General features: G+C 43.6%; 12 protein-coding genes. 6 read left to right on the forward strand and 6 right to left on the reverse strand.

The window, feature by feature from the left end; all coding sequences use genetic code 11:
- Positions 1-211: 211 nt before the first annotated feature.
- The 3 genes from BK582_RS10140 to BK582_RS10150 all read right to left on the reverse strand — a co-directional run bounded on the left by BK582_RS10140 (position 212) and on the right by BK582_RS10150 (position 3,541).
- A complete protein-coding gene (locus tag BK582_RS10140; RefSeq protein ID WP_169910940.1) occupies positions 212-841 on the reverse strand; it encodes a DUF421 domain-containing protein in 630 nt (209 codons plus the stop codon).
- 42 nt (positions 842-883) lie between these two features.
- Positions 884-2,167: a chloride channel protein gene (locus tag BK582_RS10145; RefSeq protein WP_078594850.1), complete on the reverse strand. Its 1,284-nt coding sequence runs from the start codon at positions 2,165-2,167 to the stop codon at positions 884-886.
- A 171-nt stretch (positions 2,168-2,338) separates the two neighbouring features.
- On the reverse strand, positions 2,339-3,541 hold the full coding sequence (locus BK582_RS10150) for a YheC/YheD family endospore coat-associated protein (RefSeq protein ID WP_078594852.1): 1,203 nt from the start codon (positions 3,539-3,541) through the stop codon (positions 2,339-2,341).
- A gap of 189 nt (positions 3,542-3,730) precedes the next feature.
- Between BK582_RS10150 and aepX the strand changes: the two genes are divergently transcribed.
- From aepX to BK582_RS10175, 5 genes are all read left to right on the forward strand, one after another.
- A complete protein-coding gene (gene aepX / locus BK582_RS10155) occupies positions 3,731-4,627 on the forward strand; it encodes a phosphoenolpyruvate mutase (protein WP_078594855.1) in 897 nt (298 codons plus the stop codon).
- Between the two features lie 10 nt (positions 4,628-4,637).
- Positions 4,638-5,780: a phosphonopyruvate decarboxylase gene (gene aepY, locus BK582_RS10160; protein WP_078594858.1), complete on the forward strand. Its 1,143-nt coding sequence runs from the start codon at positions 4,638-4,640 to the stop codon at positions 5,778-5,780.
- 6 nt (positions 5,781-5,786) lie between these two features.
- Positions 5,787-6,917: a 2-aminoethylphosphonate aminotransferase gene (locus BK582_RS10165; RefSeq protein WP_338066815.1), complete on the forward strand. Its 1,131-nt coding sequence runs from the start codon at positions 5,787-5,789 to the stop codon at positions 6,915-6,917.
- Between the two features lie 16 nt (positions 6,918-6,933).
- The gene (locus tag BK582_RS10170; protein ID WP_078594860.1) at positions 6,934-7,686 is read left to right on the forward strand and encodes a YheC/YheD family protein; all 753 of its coding nucleotides are present in this window, start codon (positions 6,934-6,936) and stop codon (positions 7,684-7,686) included.
- 338 nt (positions 7,687-8,024) lie between these two features.
- On the forward strand, positions 8,025-9,248 hold the full coding sequence (locus BK582_RS10175; protein WP_078594862.1) for a PQQ-dependent sugar dehydrogenase: 1,224 nt from the start codon (positions 8,025-8,027) through the stop codon (positions 9,246-9,248).
- Positions 9,249-9,304: 56 nt separating this feature from the next.
- Here BK582_RS10175 and BK582_RS10180 read toward each other — a convergent pair whose 3' ends face one another.
- From BK582_RS10180 to ggt, 3 genes are all read right to left on the reverse strand, one after another.
- Positions 9,305-10,918 carry an L-lactate permease gene (locus tag BK582_RS10180; protein ID WP_078594864.1) on the reverse strand — a complete coding sequence of 538 codons (1,614 nt, stop codon included), beginning with the start codon at positions 10,916-10,918 and terminating at the stop codon, positions 9,305-9,307.
- Positions 10,919-11,062: 144 nt separating this feature from the next.
- Positions 11,063-12,688, reverse strand: coding sequence for an L-lactate permease (locus BK582_RS10185; RefSeq protein ID WP_078594867.1), 1,626 nt, complete (start codon positions 12,686-12,688; stop codon positions 11,063-11,065).
- Between the two features lie 48 nt (positions 12,689-12,736).
- Entirely contained in the window at positions 12,737-14,380 is a 1,644-nt protein-coding gene (gene ggt / locus BK582_RS10190) for a gamma-glutamyltransferase (protein WP_244895492.1), read from the reverse strand.
- A gap of 570 nt (positions 14,381-14,950) precedes the next feature.
- Between ggt and BK582_RS10195 the strand changes: the two genes are divergently transcribed.
- Entirely contained in the window at positions 14,951-15,898 is a 948-nt protein-coding gene (locus BK582_RS10195) for a glycerophosphodiester phosphodiesterase family protein (RefSeq protein ID WP_078594872.1), read from the forward strand.
- The last annotated feature ends 154 nt before the right edge of the window (positions 15,899-16,052 follow it).

The following is a 16,052-nucleotide window of genomic DNA, read 5'->3' on the forward strand; positions in this document are numbered from 1 at the left end:
CAGCCCCGATACAACCCCAAATATCCGCTCGCAGAGGAAGAGGTAGTTCCCCCTAGATCTGCGGTTACTTGGATATAGAGTGCCGTTAGTGTCCAAAGCGCTTGCACTTTTCTGTATTACTTCGCATCTGGAGTGCCCGATTTCGCGGATAGAGTGGACAATATCGCAAATAGGATGCCCCATTGCGCAAATGAACAGATTGCCCAAATATTTAACTGCCGGAGTTTTCGTCCTTCCGCTGATCAACCATAAAATCTTGTCTGCTTTTACTCTCCTGACCAGAATTTCTGCCGTTTTCCCCGCTATACAAAGCCCGAGCTCTAGTGCCTGCCTCTGAGCCATCCCCCTGGAAATACCCGTCCATCAGCTTCTTGAATTCTCCTACCGTAAGAAATCTGTCGTCCTCGAAAAGTTCATAGCCAAGTCTTCCGTTAGCTTCAATCCATCCATGTTTCACTTTATGGAGGCCGAGGATCCCTTGCTGGCGGAGATACATTTCAAGTGTGTCTGTCGTAAGGCGTACTTTTCGCAGATTATCCTCGATAACCTGCCCTTCCTCGATTACTTTGAGCGGGGAGCCGATAATAAATTTTTCCATCGCTTTGAATTTCATCTGAAGTTTTTCAATCATAAAAAGAACAGATACAAATACGGCGACAGTAATGATTGTCTTTAAAACACTTGTTTCGATAATCGGCTGGACAATAATGGCACCGATTGAAATGAGCACTACGGTGGATGGGATGGTCAGCTGGGAGATAGATTTTCTCCCGGCGACTCTCAGCAGGATGAATCCGGATAAAACAAGGACGACAGATTCAAGGACAAAGCGTAACGGCATTTTCATACCTCCTTTCAGGCTGAACTTCTGATTGCTTAAAAATCAGATTCGGTTCTGGCCGGGGGATTGCTCCCGTTCTTCCTTCGTAATCGTTTTTCCTTCCTGCACCGACCACAGCCTGCTTTTAGGTTCGTAAATTGTTTGTGCCGGCCAGACACCGTTCCGGCCGGAGAAAATATAGGTGATGACACAGACGAGTAAAATATATTCAATTCCTTTTCCATGGAACATTTCAATACCGAGAAGTAATGCCGCCAGCGGGGTGTTGGCTCCTCCGCAGAATACTCCAATAAGCCCAAGTGCTGCTAAAAATGAGACTGGAAGCTGAAGCAGCTCTGCAAGTGTGTTCCCTAAGGTGGATCCCATAAAGAACAGAGGGATCGCTTCTCCTCCTACGAAACCAGACCCAAGTGTAACAGCCGTAAACAGCATTTTTCCTAAGAATGCGAAGGGAGGCACACTGCCGTCGAAAGCTGCTTCAATCGTTTCGAGGCCACGTCCGAGGTAAATTCTTGAATCAATCAGATATACAAGAATAATGATGGCTGTACCGCCGATAAACCCTCTCAGCATTGGATGTTTGAAGTGTTTTTCCGAAAACCGCTGCGTCCCATGCCGTAGTTTACTGTACATCACACTTACGAGACTGAAGAGCAGCGCTGCTGCAATGACCTTTCCGGCTGTTGGAAAAGTGAGCTCGGGGACATGCTTAATGATGAGTAGTTCATGTTCAACGCCCCATCCGGCTGTTGTAAAATGGCCGATAAAACTGGCAGTGAAACATGGAAGGAGAGCTTCATATTTGAGCTTACCAAGCGATGATACTTCCATCCCAAAGACAGCTCCGGCAGCTGGAGCTCCAAAGGCTGCGCCAAACCCGCCGCTGATCCCGCTCATCAGGAGAATTCTCCTGTCAACAGGGCTTAACAGGAAAAGCCTGTTGAGTGCTTCCGCGATACTTCCTCCCATCTGAACAGCGGCCCCTTCTCTTCCGGTCGAGCCACCGAATAAAACAGTGATGAACGTGCCAATGTATACGAGAAGCCCCATTCTCAGATGGATCTTTCCCTTCCCGTTTATATCGTCAAAAATCAAGTTGTTACCTTTAGCAGAATTTTTGCCCGCATATTTATAAAGGGCTCCAATGAGCACACCGCCAGCGGGAAGAAGAAACAGAAGCCAGTCGTGTGCTTCTCTTGTTTCGCCGAGAAGATCGTTCGCAGTTATTAATAACGCAGTGGTTGAGCCTGCTGCCACTCCTATTACTGCACCGCAAGCGACCCAGCGAAGGAGAAGGGGGACAAATACTGAATATTGATTTTTCATACCGCTGGAAATCCCCCTGTCATCAAAAAATCAACATGACTTAGGTTTTCCTTATTTTCTCATTTTAACCAGAAGGAAAGAGCAGCCGGAGTTTAAAAAAGACTGAGGAGTTAAGGAGGGCATAAAAAAAGCACGTGAGCTCCCCCACGCGCATTGCCAGTACATATACCTTCAAATATCCTCTTCATCACAGGAAAAAGCAATTTCCTCTTCCACTGCGCTGAAATTTCCACAATGTTTTTTAAACCAATCGTCCGGCTGGTTTGCTAAAAACATGGAAAAGGAGATTGGGTTATAAAATGCCTTTTTATAGGTTTGATGGTCATGGGCTTTCATTAATGAAACTTTTGCCGTTTTTGCGTTCGGTTCAATAAACCATATTTTTCCTTCTTTATCAAGTCCAAAGTCAATGCCGATTTCACCGAAGTAGCCATATACTTTTTCCAGAGCATGGTAGATCAGATGTAAAAAATTTATGATTTCAACTCTTTTCAGTTCCATCTCTTCTTTAGGGTAGTGAAGATAGTCGGCCAGGAATGTGTCCAGTTTAACAGCTGAAGAATGAATGGTGATCGGTGAGTTCTTAATCGCTATTCTTGCTGAAATCCCTACAATATCAAGGTTTCCTTCTCCATCCCGCTGTACTTCTGCCCGGAAGTCTACATTATTTCCTCCGTAGTTTATTAAGTCGATCCCTTTTTGGAGGATAAAACGACTATCCGTCTTTTGATTATAAAAGCTGTTTATATCGTCCATCATTGCGGCAAATGAATCGGCTTCCTTTACGGTCAGCATGCCTTTAAAGTGGCTGTAAATATACTTGTTATCCACTTTTTTAATTTGCATAACTCCCTTACCTTTACCGCTTTTTACACCTTTCAGATAGACTACTTTGTTTTCGTCGATAAATTCTTCCAGAGAATCTTCATCTGTAAATAACTTTGTTTCCGGTAAAAACGGCTTCACATTTTCTATACGTGATAAATCTTCATAAACGGCCCATTTATTAAAATAAAACATGGAATTAAGCTTTTTCACGCCTTCAGTTTCCATAGTTTTTCTAAGTTTAAGTACTTTTTCGTTCCTTGAACCGAGCCGGTCATACAGGACATGCGGGAAAGGGAATCGTTTCTTCAGCCATCTCTGTTTTTTGAAATCAAGATATATACCGTTTATATACTTCTTTTTAAAGTCAACATTTCTGCTTGCGAAGAAAAACAAGTGTACATTGGCTGCCCGAGCCTCTTTTGCAAGTTCGAGAACCCGGCTGTAACTTGGGAAATTAACACTTGTCTTCTTCAGTTTATTTATTAGCCCATTTGTAAGAAGCACACCTACGTAAGGCCGTATATCTGTAGAAGAAGCTTTTGTCACATTAAGAGCCCCTCTCTCTGCTTTTACATCAATTTATGTAAGGAGAAGGGAAGTTGTAACTGTTTTACAAAAAAAGACATGACAGCGGCACTATTTTCTGTGAAAAATAAGTGCCCTGCTGCGAACCAAATTTCTCTTCGGTAATAAGTTATTAAAGAACACCCAAATTTTTAACGGAAGGAAGCGCCAATGAAGAAAACTGCACAGCTCAGAAAAATGTTTTACTCAGACAGCCTTGAATATTTAATGGAAGCCCATAACGGACTTTCGGCAAAGGTAGTAGAAGAAACAGGGTTCAAAGGAATATGGGCCAGCGGATTATCCATTTCAGCCAGCCTTGGAGTGAGGGATAATAATGAGCTGTCATGGACCCAGGTACTGGACAGTATTGAATATATGAATGACGCTGTTTCTCTGCCAATCCTCCTTGACGGGGACACAGGTTACGGGAATTTTAATAATGCCCGTCGCCTCGTGCAAAAGCTGGAACAAAGAGGCATTGCCGGTGTTTGTATCGAGGATAAGCTTTTCCCGAAAACAAATTCATTTATTAACGGAAGTTTACAGCCACTTGCAGAAAAGGATGAATTTTGCGGGAAAATTAAAGCGATGAAAGACATTCAGAAAGACCGGGATTTCATGGTTGTTTCCAGGCTGGAAGGGTTTATCGCCGGACGGACAAAAGAAGAGGTGCTGGAAAGAGCGGATGCTTATACAGAAGCGGGGGTCGATGCTCTGCTAGTACACAGTAAGAAATCAGATGCCTCGGAAATAGAGGCCTTTATGAAAGAGTGGAAAGGGAAAATCCCTATAGTTATCGTTCCTACAAAGTATTATGACACTCCGGTTTCCAGGTTTGCAGACCTTGGAGTCAGTATGGTGATTTGGGCGAATCACAATCTCAGGTCATCTCTTTCCGCTATGCAGCAAATTTGCAGGAAAATCTTTGAGGAACAATCTATTAAAGGTGCTGAAGGGGAGGTAGCATCAGTAGATGAGATTTTCAGAATTCAGAATATGAAAGAGCTTAAGGAAGCCGAAAGGATTTACTTGCCCAGGGAGAAAATAAACGCCACTTTGCCATAGGAGGGATAGCATGCTTGATACCGAAACATTCGGGAAAGAGCTAAAGCACCACGGATATTCGTTTTTTTCCGGTGTTCCTTGTTCATTCCTCAAGGATTTCATTAATTATGCAATTACTAATTGCAATTATATTGGTGCAGCAAATGAGGGAGACGCTGTTGCAGCTGCTGCCGGTGCTATGGCTGGTGGTGCTAAATCCGTAGTTCTTATGCAAAACTCTGGTCTGGCAAATGCAGTGTCTCCGCTTATGTCATTAAACTTTCCTTTTCAGATCCCCGTCCTTGGCTTTGTCAGCCTTCGGGGGGAAGAGGGGCTTAATGATGAGCCTCAGCATGAGCTTACTGGAAAAAGGACGACGGAGCTTCTCGATCTGATGAATATCCAGTGGGAGTTTTTATCAGCAGAAGAGTCAGAAGCGTGTTCCCAGCTTAAAAATGCTAATTGGTATATTGAAAAAAATAAACCTTTTTTCTTTGTAGTAAAAAAAGGAACCTTCGGTAAATTCTCATTAACTGAAAGTCAGCAGCAGAAGTCAGGAAATATATCAGACTGGCTCATCCGCAGTTGCGGGGAATGCTATGGACATTTGCCCACAAGATATGCAGCGCTGGAAACGATCAGCAAATTAAAGGATACATCCACCGTTCAACTCGCTACTACTGGAAAAACAGGGAGAGAACTGTATGAGATAGAGGATGCCCCGAATAATTTCTATATGGTCGGTTCTATGGGATGTATAAGTTCTTTCGCTTTAGGACTCGCAACTGTTCAACAGGAGAAAGATATTTTTGTAATTGATGGTGATGGCTCCCTTCTCATGAGGATGGGAAATCTTGCTGTTAACGGGTACTATCAGCCGGCAAATATGCTTCATATATTGCTGGATAATGAGGTGCACGATTCAACAGGCGGCCAGACAACAGTGTCCTCCGGAGTAGACTTTGCCGCTGTCGCTTCAGCCTGCGGTTACAGAACAGCAAAGCGGATTTTCGGCCTGACTGAGCTTGAAGCCGCAATAAAGGAATGGAAAGGGGTAAAAGGGCTTACTTTTCTCCATTTAAAAATAGATACCGGTTCTAAGAAAAATTTAGGCAGACCGAAAATAAAACCTCATGAAGTGAAAGAAAGACTGGCAGCTTTTCTGGAACATTAGGAAGGGGTGATCACTATACAGCCTGTAAAGAGAAAGATACTCCTTAATCCTGGGCCGGCAACGACAACAGACAGCGTGAAACTTGCACAGATTGTCCCGGATATTTGTCCCCGCGAAGAAGAGTTTGGAGAAGTAATGAAGGATGTTACTGAACGAATTACTAAATTCGCTGGTGACCCTGAACAGTATACAACAGTTTTATTTGGAGGATCGGGAACTGCCGCAGTAGAGGCAATTATAAGCTCTGCAGTCGGCATCGGGGGAATATTTATTATTAACAATGGAGCATACGGTAACAGGATGTGTGAAATTGCTGAGACATACGGATTGAAAATGACAGAGTTTAAGAGCCCGTCAGATCAACCGGTTAATATAGAGAAACTGGAGGAAGAACTTGACAGGAGAAACGGGAAAATAACTCATCTGGCTGTTGTGCATTGTGAAACATCCACAGGACTCTTAAATGATATTAAGTTGATCGGGCAAGTCTGCAGGCAGCGGGGGATAAAGCTCATCGTTGATGCAATGAGCTCTTTCGGCGCAGTCCCTGTGAATATGAAAGAGATGAATATTAGTTTCCTTGCTGCAAGTTCAAATAAAAATCTTCAGGGAATGGCTGGTGCTGCTTTTGTCATTGCGGAAAACACCGAGCTTGAGGATTTGAATTATATAAAACCGAGAAGCTACTACCTCAGTTTATTTGATCAATATTCTTTTTTTAAGAAGTACGGGCAAATGAGGTTTACTCCTCCTGTTCAGACAATTTATGCTCTGGAACAGGCGGTCACAGAACTGGAGGATGAGGGTATCAGCAACAGATATAAACGCTACTCAGGAATGTGGCAGAAGCTGGTTTTGGGGCTGAAGGAAATGGGGCTCACTCACCAGGTGAAAAAAGAAAATCATTCCAGGATCGTCACTTCGATTATGGAACCTGACTGCCCTGCATACAGCTTTCCGGAGATGCATGATTTTTTCAAGGAGAAGGATATTACTGTATATCCCGGTAAAACGGGAGAAGAAAATACTTTCCGGATAGCCAATATAGGGGATTTACACGAGAGAGATATAGATGAATTTTTATTTTTGCTGAAAAGTTACCTCAGGATCATCGGCTATCAATCTAAAACGCTATGAGAAAAAGGTGGTTTTAATGGATAAGGTGTTTAATAAAAAGTGGAAAAGATATAACTTAATGATAGAATCGCCAAAGGTAAAGCCTCATGTGCTAAAAACACAGATTTTCACGTATGGAAACTATCTCGATTTTTTAAGTGATTTCGGAGCGGTTTTTCTAAAGCCTAATGATGGCCGGAGAGGACGAGGAATTATTAAAGTCGTTTCCACTGGGATGAATTACTATGATATATACCATGAAGAGAAAAAGGTCAGGAATCTGGGAATTGTCAGGACATATAATTATGTGAAAGAGCTAATAGGAGATGAATTTTATCTTGTCCAGCAGCCAGTGGAGCTGCCTCTGATAGGAAACAGAATAATGGAATTTCGTGTAATTACTCAGAGAAAATCTTATGTTCTTCCATGGGAAGTAACCGGAATGGCAGTTAAAGTAGGAGGAGAAGGATATATCGTTTCTAACACTGCGAGGAGCGGTGGAGATATTTTAACTGTTGAGGAAGGGGTAGCAGCATCAAACTTAACAATCCCAGATTTAGAAAAACTAAAAGAAAATATCGAAGAGGTAGCAGTTAATGCAGCCGTGAAACTGACACAGGAATATGAATATAAACGTATTTATGGTTTTGACATCGCTGTGGATAAAAACGGGAAAATTTGGATTATCGAAGCGAACATGAATCCAATGCTGTCCCATTTTAAGATGCTGAAAGATAAGTCCCTGTATAAAAAGATAAAGAGAATCAAAAAGAAAAAGGTGGCACTTTAAAAGGGGGGACTGGATAAGAATAAAAATACAGGGATCTTACAGGGAATATCTTCAGATAACACTTTTGATGAATCACCATCAAGAGTGTTTTTTCATGGAGAAAACTCTTAGTTAAACAGACGCTGTCATTAGAGTCAGCAGGCTTCTGCTGAAGGATTTGTATATTGTATCAGAAGACATATGCAAGGGAAAAGGTGGATTAACACAGGGAATAAAAGGGAATCTTTTTTGTGATAAAGCAGAATACATAGTACTTATTTGGACGAAGCATCAAGAGCTAAGTCCAGCATGGACATAAAAAAACGTTAATAAAAATAATTCCAAAAGGGGCGGTTGCGATGAGAAAATCACCAGTTTCTTTCGCTGCTTTTGCATTATTGCTGGGAGCGTGCGGAAATGATGGGAATAATACAGAAAATGAATCTGAGTTGGAACAGGATGGAGCCAATCTAGAAGAGAATGATGAAAACGAAGTGATAGCGCCAACGGATGAAAATAACGCTGAAGAATTGCCGGATGGAAACAACAATACAGCAGAAAACAATAATAATCTTCCGGAAAGAGAAAGTAATTATTCAAATCTTACTTCGGAAGACTGGCAGACAGAAGTTCTGGCAGAAAATCTGCAGGTACCATGGGATATTAACTTTTATGAAGATACAATTTTTCTGACGGAACGTGAAGGAACTATTACTGCGGTTGAGGACGGTTCCAGTGACAGGCAGGAAATAAACACCTCCGATCCAATCGTTCATGAAGGGGAGGGCGGTCTTTTAGGCATGGCCGTTTCCGAAGACTTTGGCGATACAGGAGAGATTTTTCTGTATTATACTTATGAAGGAAGCAGCGGATTAGAAAATAAGGTGGTAAAAGCTGTGCAGGAAGATGACAGCTGGGAGGAAACAGAAGTCCTCCTTGACGAAATACCAGGTGATGGCATTCATAATGGAGGGCGGATTGCCATTGGCCCAGACGGTTATCTGTATGTGACAACTGGTGATGCGAATGAGCCGGCTCTTTCGCAGGATCCTGATAATCTTGCAGGGAGCATTCTCCGCCTGACGGTAGAAGGTGAGGTTCCTGACGACAATCCATTTGAAGACTCATTTGTATTTTCGTACGGACACCGAAATCCACAGGGGCTGGCATGGAACAGCAATAATGAATTGTACAGTGCTGAGCACGGACCTACCGGACATGACGAAATTAATTTAATCGAAGCTGGAAACAATTACGGATGGCCGGAAATAATCGGCGATGAAGAAATGGAAGAGATGGAACAGCCACTTGTTCATTCAGGTGAAAATACATGGGCACCCTCAGGGACAGCTATGCTTGACGGTCAACTATTAGTAACCGGGCTTCGAGGACAGAATCTTTACGTCCTTAGTGAAGAAAATTCTGAGCTTAAAGAGGTTTTCAGCGGTGAAGGCAGACTTAGGGATGTTAAAGTACATGAAGGAAATTTATATGTAATTACTAATAATACAGACGGAAGAGGCAACCCAGACAAAAATGATGACCGGCTTTTACGCCTCACTATTAAGGGCCGCGAAGATTAAATCAATAAAAAAGCTCACTTTGTTGTGATGACAGCAAGTGAGCTTTCATTTGTTTTTTAAGATCCAAGCAGGTGGAACAGTACTGAAGCTCCAGAAACCGCAATTCCCGAAAGGAGTACAAATATAAGGGTAGGTTTAAATACTTCTGCATCCTTTCCTTTTATGCCTGCAGTACTTGTACCAAGGACTACGTTAGATGGAGAAATGGAGTTCCCGATTGCTCCTCCGGCAGACTGAGCCGCAATAACGCCTGCCTGAGATAGTCCATCCATGGACTGTGCCACGGAATCATGTAGTGGGGCAAACAGCACGTTCGAGGACGTATTGGAAGAAGTCATAAACGACCCCACAATCCCTATTACATTTGCCAGAGCGATATAAGCCACGGGAGGGGACACATCAGCAATTCCCAAAGCAACTACAGTAGTCTGTCCTGAGCTTCCCATTATTTCTGTCATTGTCAGAAATCCGGCAATGGCAAGGGAAGCCCCGACAGCATTTTCTTTCATACCTGCACGTATATCTTTCGGACTGTCTTTATCGTACATATTCAATCTTTTGTACCAGAAGTAAGCGAAGACAGCTGAAATAAATAAATATAATCCGGGGTGAGTCAACGGTTCGATCGGTGAATAAGACTCCTCGCTTTCAACTTCAAAGCCGTATCCTGTTTCTGCTGCAGGAAACGGCGGGCCGTATTCAACCTGCTCGAGAACGTTTGACACCCATGGAATACCAAGGGCGACAATTGACAGTACCGTAAGTACATAATACGGCATAAACGCCTTGTGCATGCTGATTTTAGGCTGTTCATCCACATCGCTTGAATGGTCTTCCTCCAGTATTTCTGTTTCGTTTTCAAGCTCTGTTTTTTCACTGTAGCGTTTCCATTTTGAGATCAGGAATAACGCTCCTAAAGCAATAACAGTCGGTACGAAGGTGCTTAATGTAGGGTTAACTTGTGTAAGGAAAAGCTGGCCTCCTCCATGGATCACTGAAATAATTATGACAGCGATGAAGCCTTCTTTTATCCCTTTCCATCTTGCAAAAAGCCAGCAGATCATCAGCCCGGCTATGATATTCGGCAGCCAGAGCAGGACGCCAGTATAAAACAAGGTAACTGCCTGATTTTCAATTTGAACGACATTCGTGGTAGCAATCCAGGCAACCGCGAGAGTACCGAAAACATTAGCCCATGCATGTCCCACTAAAGGGATTACAACGGCCATCACTGGTTTTACCCCTATTCCCACCAGTAATGGTGCCACTACTGCGATAGGGGCGCCGAACCCGGCAATGCCCTGTAAGAAAGAGGCAAAGACCCAGCCGAAAGCGAGGATCAGGAGAAGGTAATTTTTCGTATGTTCCTGAATTCCCTCGCGAATGGCTGTAAAAGCTCCTGACTCCTTTGTTACCTGGTACAGCAATAGTGCCGGCCATACGACCAGGAGGATAAAAAGTGCTTCCCAGAGACCTTTCCCGAAACCGACAAGGAGGTTATCAAGGGGGGCCTGGAAAAGGGTAAAAGCAATGACTGTTGCTATACCCATTCCAATCCATCCGGAAACAGGCGCGGACCATTTCAGCAGTACAAGCATGACCAGGAGCAGAATCAATGGCAGTATTGCCATTGACCAGTGAAGAAAATCTACCGGTAACGAGTTTTCCATATAAGACCTCCTTGCCTGTTCAATATTTGTCGGCACTGTTAAACTCTGATGTTGATTTTCGATTCATGACGATCACTGCAATCAACAGGGATCTTTAACATGGCCGTTTTGTTTGATGTCTCTATTCCATTTCACTTTGAGCAATTATCCAAGCATCAGGAACATTACAACCGCAACGGCTGATACAAGAACACCGGAAATGAGAGTAAATACGAGTGTCGGTTTAAATACCTCAGCATCCTTACCTTTAATTCCTGCAGTACTTGTTCCTAATATGACGTTTGCTGGTGCAATGGAGTTACCAATAGCACCACCGACTGACTGTGCGGCAATGACATGTGGCACACTGAGTCCTTCCATGGAGCCTGCCACAGAATGGTGCAGCGGTGCGAACAGTACGTTAGACGCGGTGTTTGAGGAGGTCATAAATGCACCGATAATCCCGATTACGTTTGCTAAGGCTACGTAAACGACAGGCGGTGATACTTCCCCAATTCCAAGAGCAAGCACAGTAGTCTGCCCGGAGCTTCCCATAATTTCTGTCATTGTCAGGAAACCGGAAATTGCTAAAGAAGCACCGACAGCATTGTCTTTTACACCGGACCAGATATTACTTTTCACTTCATTGTCATCTTTATACAGTCCAACTTTTTTAAACCAGAAATAAGCGAATATTGATGAAATGAGCAGGTAAAGTCCTGGATGTGTGAGCGGTTCAATCGGCGAATAAGCCTCTTCCGCTTCCACTTCATGACCGTAGCCTGTTTCTACAGCAGGGAACGGTGGTCCCCATTCAACCTGCTCAAGCATATTCGTAATCCCAGGTATACCAAGAGCAATAATCGAAATTACAGTGAGCACATAGTAAGGCATGAAGGCTTTATGGATGGAGGTCTTAACTTCTCCTTCCTCAGCAGCCTCATCCGGATCGTCTTCTTCAAGAATATCCGTATCTTTCTGTAGCTCTGTTTTTTCTTTATATTTATCCATTCTTGCAAGGAGAAACAGAGCACCGATAGCGAGTGTTGCAGGGATAAAGTTACTTAACGTAGGGTTTATCTGCAACAATGCAAGCTGCCCGCCACCGTGAATAACCGAAATGACAATTACAGCAATAAATCCTTCCTTAACACCTTTCCACTTAGCGAAAAGCCAGCAAATCATTAAACCGGCAACTATGTTCGGAATCCATAACATAATCCCTGTGAGGGTAAGGGTTAATGCCTGGTTTTCAATCTCAATGATATTAATAGTAGCTATCCATCCCACTGCAAGAGTACCAAACATGTTTGCCCAGGCATGCCCGATCAGCGGAATAACAACAGCAGTGACTGGTTTTACGCCGATTCCGATCAGCAGCGGAGCTACTACTGCGATTGGAGCACCAAATCCTGCGATACCTTGTAAAAAGGAAGCGAAAACCCAGCCAAATGCCAGGACAAGAAATAAGTAGTTTTTCGTATGTTCCTGCAGTCCTTCACGGATTGCTGTGAAAGCGCCAGCCTCTTTTGTTACCTGATAAAGAAGCAAGGCCGGCCAGACAACGAGCAGAATAAAAAATGCTTCCCAAAGTCCTTTTCCAAATCCGACTGCCACGTTATCTAGTGGTGCCTGGTACATAGTAAATGCGATTAAAGCAGCAACACCCATGGCAATCCAGCCGGAAACAGGACCGGACCATTTTAAAACAACGAGCATTATAAGCAGTAATGCTAAAGGTAAAAGTGCCAGGGACCAATGAAGGAGATCCACAGGTAAATTATTATCCATACTATCCCTCTCTTTCAGTCAGTAAGTAAGGGCGGGGCCCCGAGCTGTTTACCAGCTCAGGGCAATCCCGTCACCGCGGGGGTCAGCTCCGGCATTGTAAACGCCAGTTTTCTGGTCGATGACAATACCTTGCGCATGCCCCATCTGCTGTGAGTAATTCTCTGTCTTTTCTATTTCATGTCCACGATCAGATAATTCCAGGGCGATTCTGTCTGAAATTCTTCCTTCCAGTTTAAGTGAAGAGCTGTCTTCGCCCCATGTTTTACCGTATAGCCAGCGAGGTGCCTCGATAGCCTGCTGGATGTTGTAGCCGAAGTCTACGATTCTTGTAAACAGTGCGCATTGTGTCTGCGGCTGGCCTTCCCCGCCCATGGAACCAAACAGCATAAACGGCTTTCCGTTTCTCGTTGCCATTGCAGGTATAATTGTGTGGAAAGTGCGCTTATTTGGCTCCAGTGTATTTGGATGTTCCGGATCAAGGCTGAAGTAAGATCCTCTGTTTTGCAGTAAAAATCCTGTTCCTTCAGGGATAAATCCGGAACCAAACTCATGGAAAATACTCTGGATAAGAGAGATGCTGTTCCCTTCGCTGTCAGTCACACAGCTGTAGGTGGTGTCTCTGTTTCCTTTAATATCCGGAAGATCATCCAGGTCATCGAGTGAATAAACAGAATCCCAGGAAAAATGTTCGTTCATTTTTTCTCCGTGCTCTTTGGAAATAATCTTATCGAGCGGGATATCTTTGAAATCCATATCTGTTACCCATTTGTCCCTGTACCGGAAAGTGATTTTTGCAGCCTCGGCCATAAGGTGGTAATAATCAGGCGTCTCATCGCCAATTTCCCGTAAATCATGTTTTTCAAGCATATTAAGCATCATTAAAGTGGCAATACCCTGTGTATTCGGTTTTAATTCATGCACTTCATACCCTTTATAGGTTGTGGTAGCAGGAGATTCCCATGTTGACTGGTGGTTTTTCAGATCTTCTTTCGTAAGGAGTCCTTCGTGCTGTTCAAGGGAACTTATGAGCTTTTCGGCGATTTCTCCCTCGTAAAAAGCTTCACGTCCTGCTTTGGCAATCTGGCGGAAGGACCATGCAAGATCCGGTTGAACTAAAAGCTCACCAGTTTTTACAGGGCGTCCTTCAATAAAAAATGCTTTTTTTGTTTCAGGATACTGTTTAATCAGATCCTGTTTTTCGTGAACGAATCTGCTGAATTTTTCACTTACAGGAAAACCCTCTTCCGCATAGTGAATAGCATCCTGGAATAATGTTTCCCATTCCAATTTTCCGTACTGCTGGTGCATTTCCCACCAGGCATCTACAGTACCAGGTACCGTGTTTGCCGCAAGCGGTCCTCTTGGTGGAATACTGTCCATATTTTTATCTGAAAAGAAATCTCTCGTCGCTTTTTCCCCTGAGCGGCCACTTCCGTTCACGGCCTTCACTTCTTTTTCTGACTTGTCCCATACTAAAGCGAATAGATCACCGCCAAGTCCTGCCATATGAGGATAGGCTACACACAGAACGGAATTCAATGCTATAGCAGCTTCTACTGCATGACCGCCTTTTTGCAGGATGTCTTTTCCTGCCTGTGTCGCTAAATAATGGGGGGAAGTAACGGCTCCGTTTTTACCCTGGACAACCGGCCTTCCAGTTTCTCCGTAATGGTGAAATCCGCCTTTTTTCATGGACACATAAATACCTCCCTTTCAAAATAAATGAAGTCGTTCCCCTAATACCACTGACTGTTTATTTCAAACATATGACCCGGGTAAAAACACACAGTTGTCAAAAATCTGTCACACGTTTGAAAGCTTGTCATGCATTTCAGAATGAATTCATAGAATAAAAGAACGAGAGAAGAGCTTGGATATAGAATGGCGAGGTAACGTAAGTGGGGGCTTGCGTACCCGCTCGTGGAAAAAAACAAAGCAAGTGGTAACGCAAGAGTGTCTCGCATGCCCGCTCGGAGAAAAAACAAAGCAAGCGGTAACGTAAGAGCATCTCGCGTACCCGCTTGGGGAAAAAAACAAAGTAAGCGGTAACGCTGGAGCGTCCATCATACCCGAACTCCATGAAAAAGTGAGAGAAAGGTAACGCTGGAGCGTCCATCATGCCTGAGCTTAGTAAAATCAGTTGAGACGGTAACGTAAGAGCATCTCGCGTACCCTTCCAATAATTCATAAAAAATGATGTGTCTTTCGTCACCTTTCATTTAAAATAATAAGCAGAGACATAATAGAAAGTGGGGACAGCGTATGAGAGTTTCAGTAGTGACCGTTACTAACAGATCAAAAAAACAGCGTTTACTTCGCTGGGCAGGCATCTTATTTCTGGCGATGCTTACAGGATGGGTGACGATTTTACTATTTCCTGTGAGTGAACGACCAGTAAAACCTTTTTTTGCAGATTTAGAGAATCGTCCACTGGTAATTGCCCACCAGGGTGGGGAGCATCTTGCGCCTTCAAATACGATGGAAGCATTCAGGATGGCAGACGAAATGGGAGTCGATGTTATTGAATTTGATGTACATATGACCAGTGATGGGTATCTCGTGGCAATTCATGATAATACGGTGGACAGAACAACTGACGGGACAGGCAGAGTTAATGACATGACACTTGCTGAACTTAGGGAACTTGATGCAGCTGATTATTTTCAGGACCTTCATGGGGAGTTCAGCTTCCGGGGGCAGGGGATTATGATACCGACAGTGGAAGAAATCTTTTCGGAGTTTCCTGACATGGCATTTAACATCGAATTAAAGGCAACAAATGATGAGGAGCTGCACCGGCCTATGGCTGAAAGGCTTTGGGAGCTTATGGTAGAATATAATATGGAAGACCAGGTGCTGGCCGCTTCTTTTAATCAGAGAATTAATGATATGATGACTGAAATCTCAGACGGCAGGGCTGCAGTGAGCGGGGGAGTCGACGAAATTACAAGGTTTGTAGTTTTCCATAAATTTTTCCTCAACGGTCTTTATCGTCCGAAAGTTGACGCCGTGCAAATACCAACCGAGGAAAGCATTTTCAATCTGAAGGACGATAAAATTATAAGAGGGGCGCACCGCCGTGGGATGGAAGTTTATTACTGGACTATTAATGATGAGGAAAAAATGAGAGAACTTATTGAGCTCGGGGCTGATGGAATTGTTACCGACCGTCCCGATTTGATGCTGAAAATTCTCGAAGAATACGAATAATAAGTTATTGAGAGCCTTATCTGCTGATTAAAGCTGGTAAGGCTTTTTTGCTGCTTTTTCTGCGTCTCCACTTGCATAAGATGGCCATATTCCACAAAATCGTTCCTGGAATATTTTACAATTTAATAAAAGAGGTTAAAGAAGGCTGGCAGAG

This window comes from Evansella clarkii, assembly GCF_002019695.1.
GTDB lineage: Bacteria > Bacillota > Bacilli > Bacillales > Salisediminibacteriaceae > Evansella > Evansella clarkii.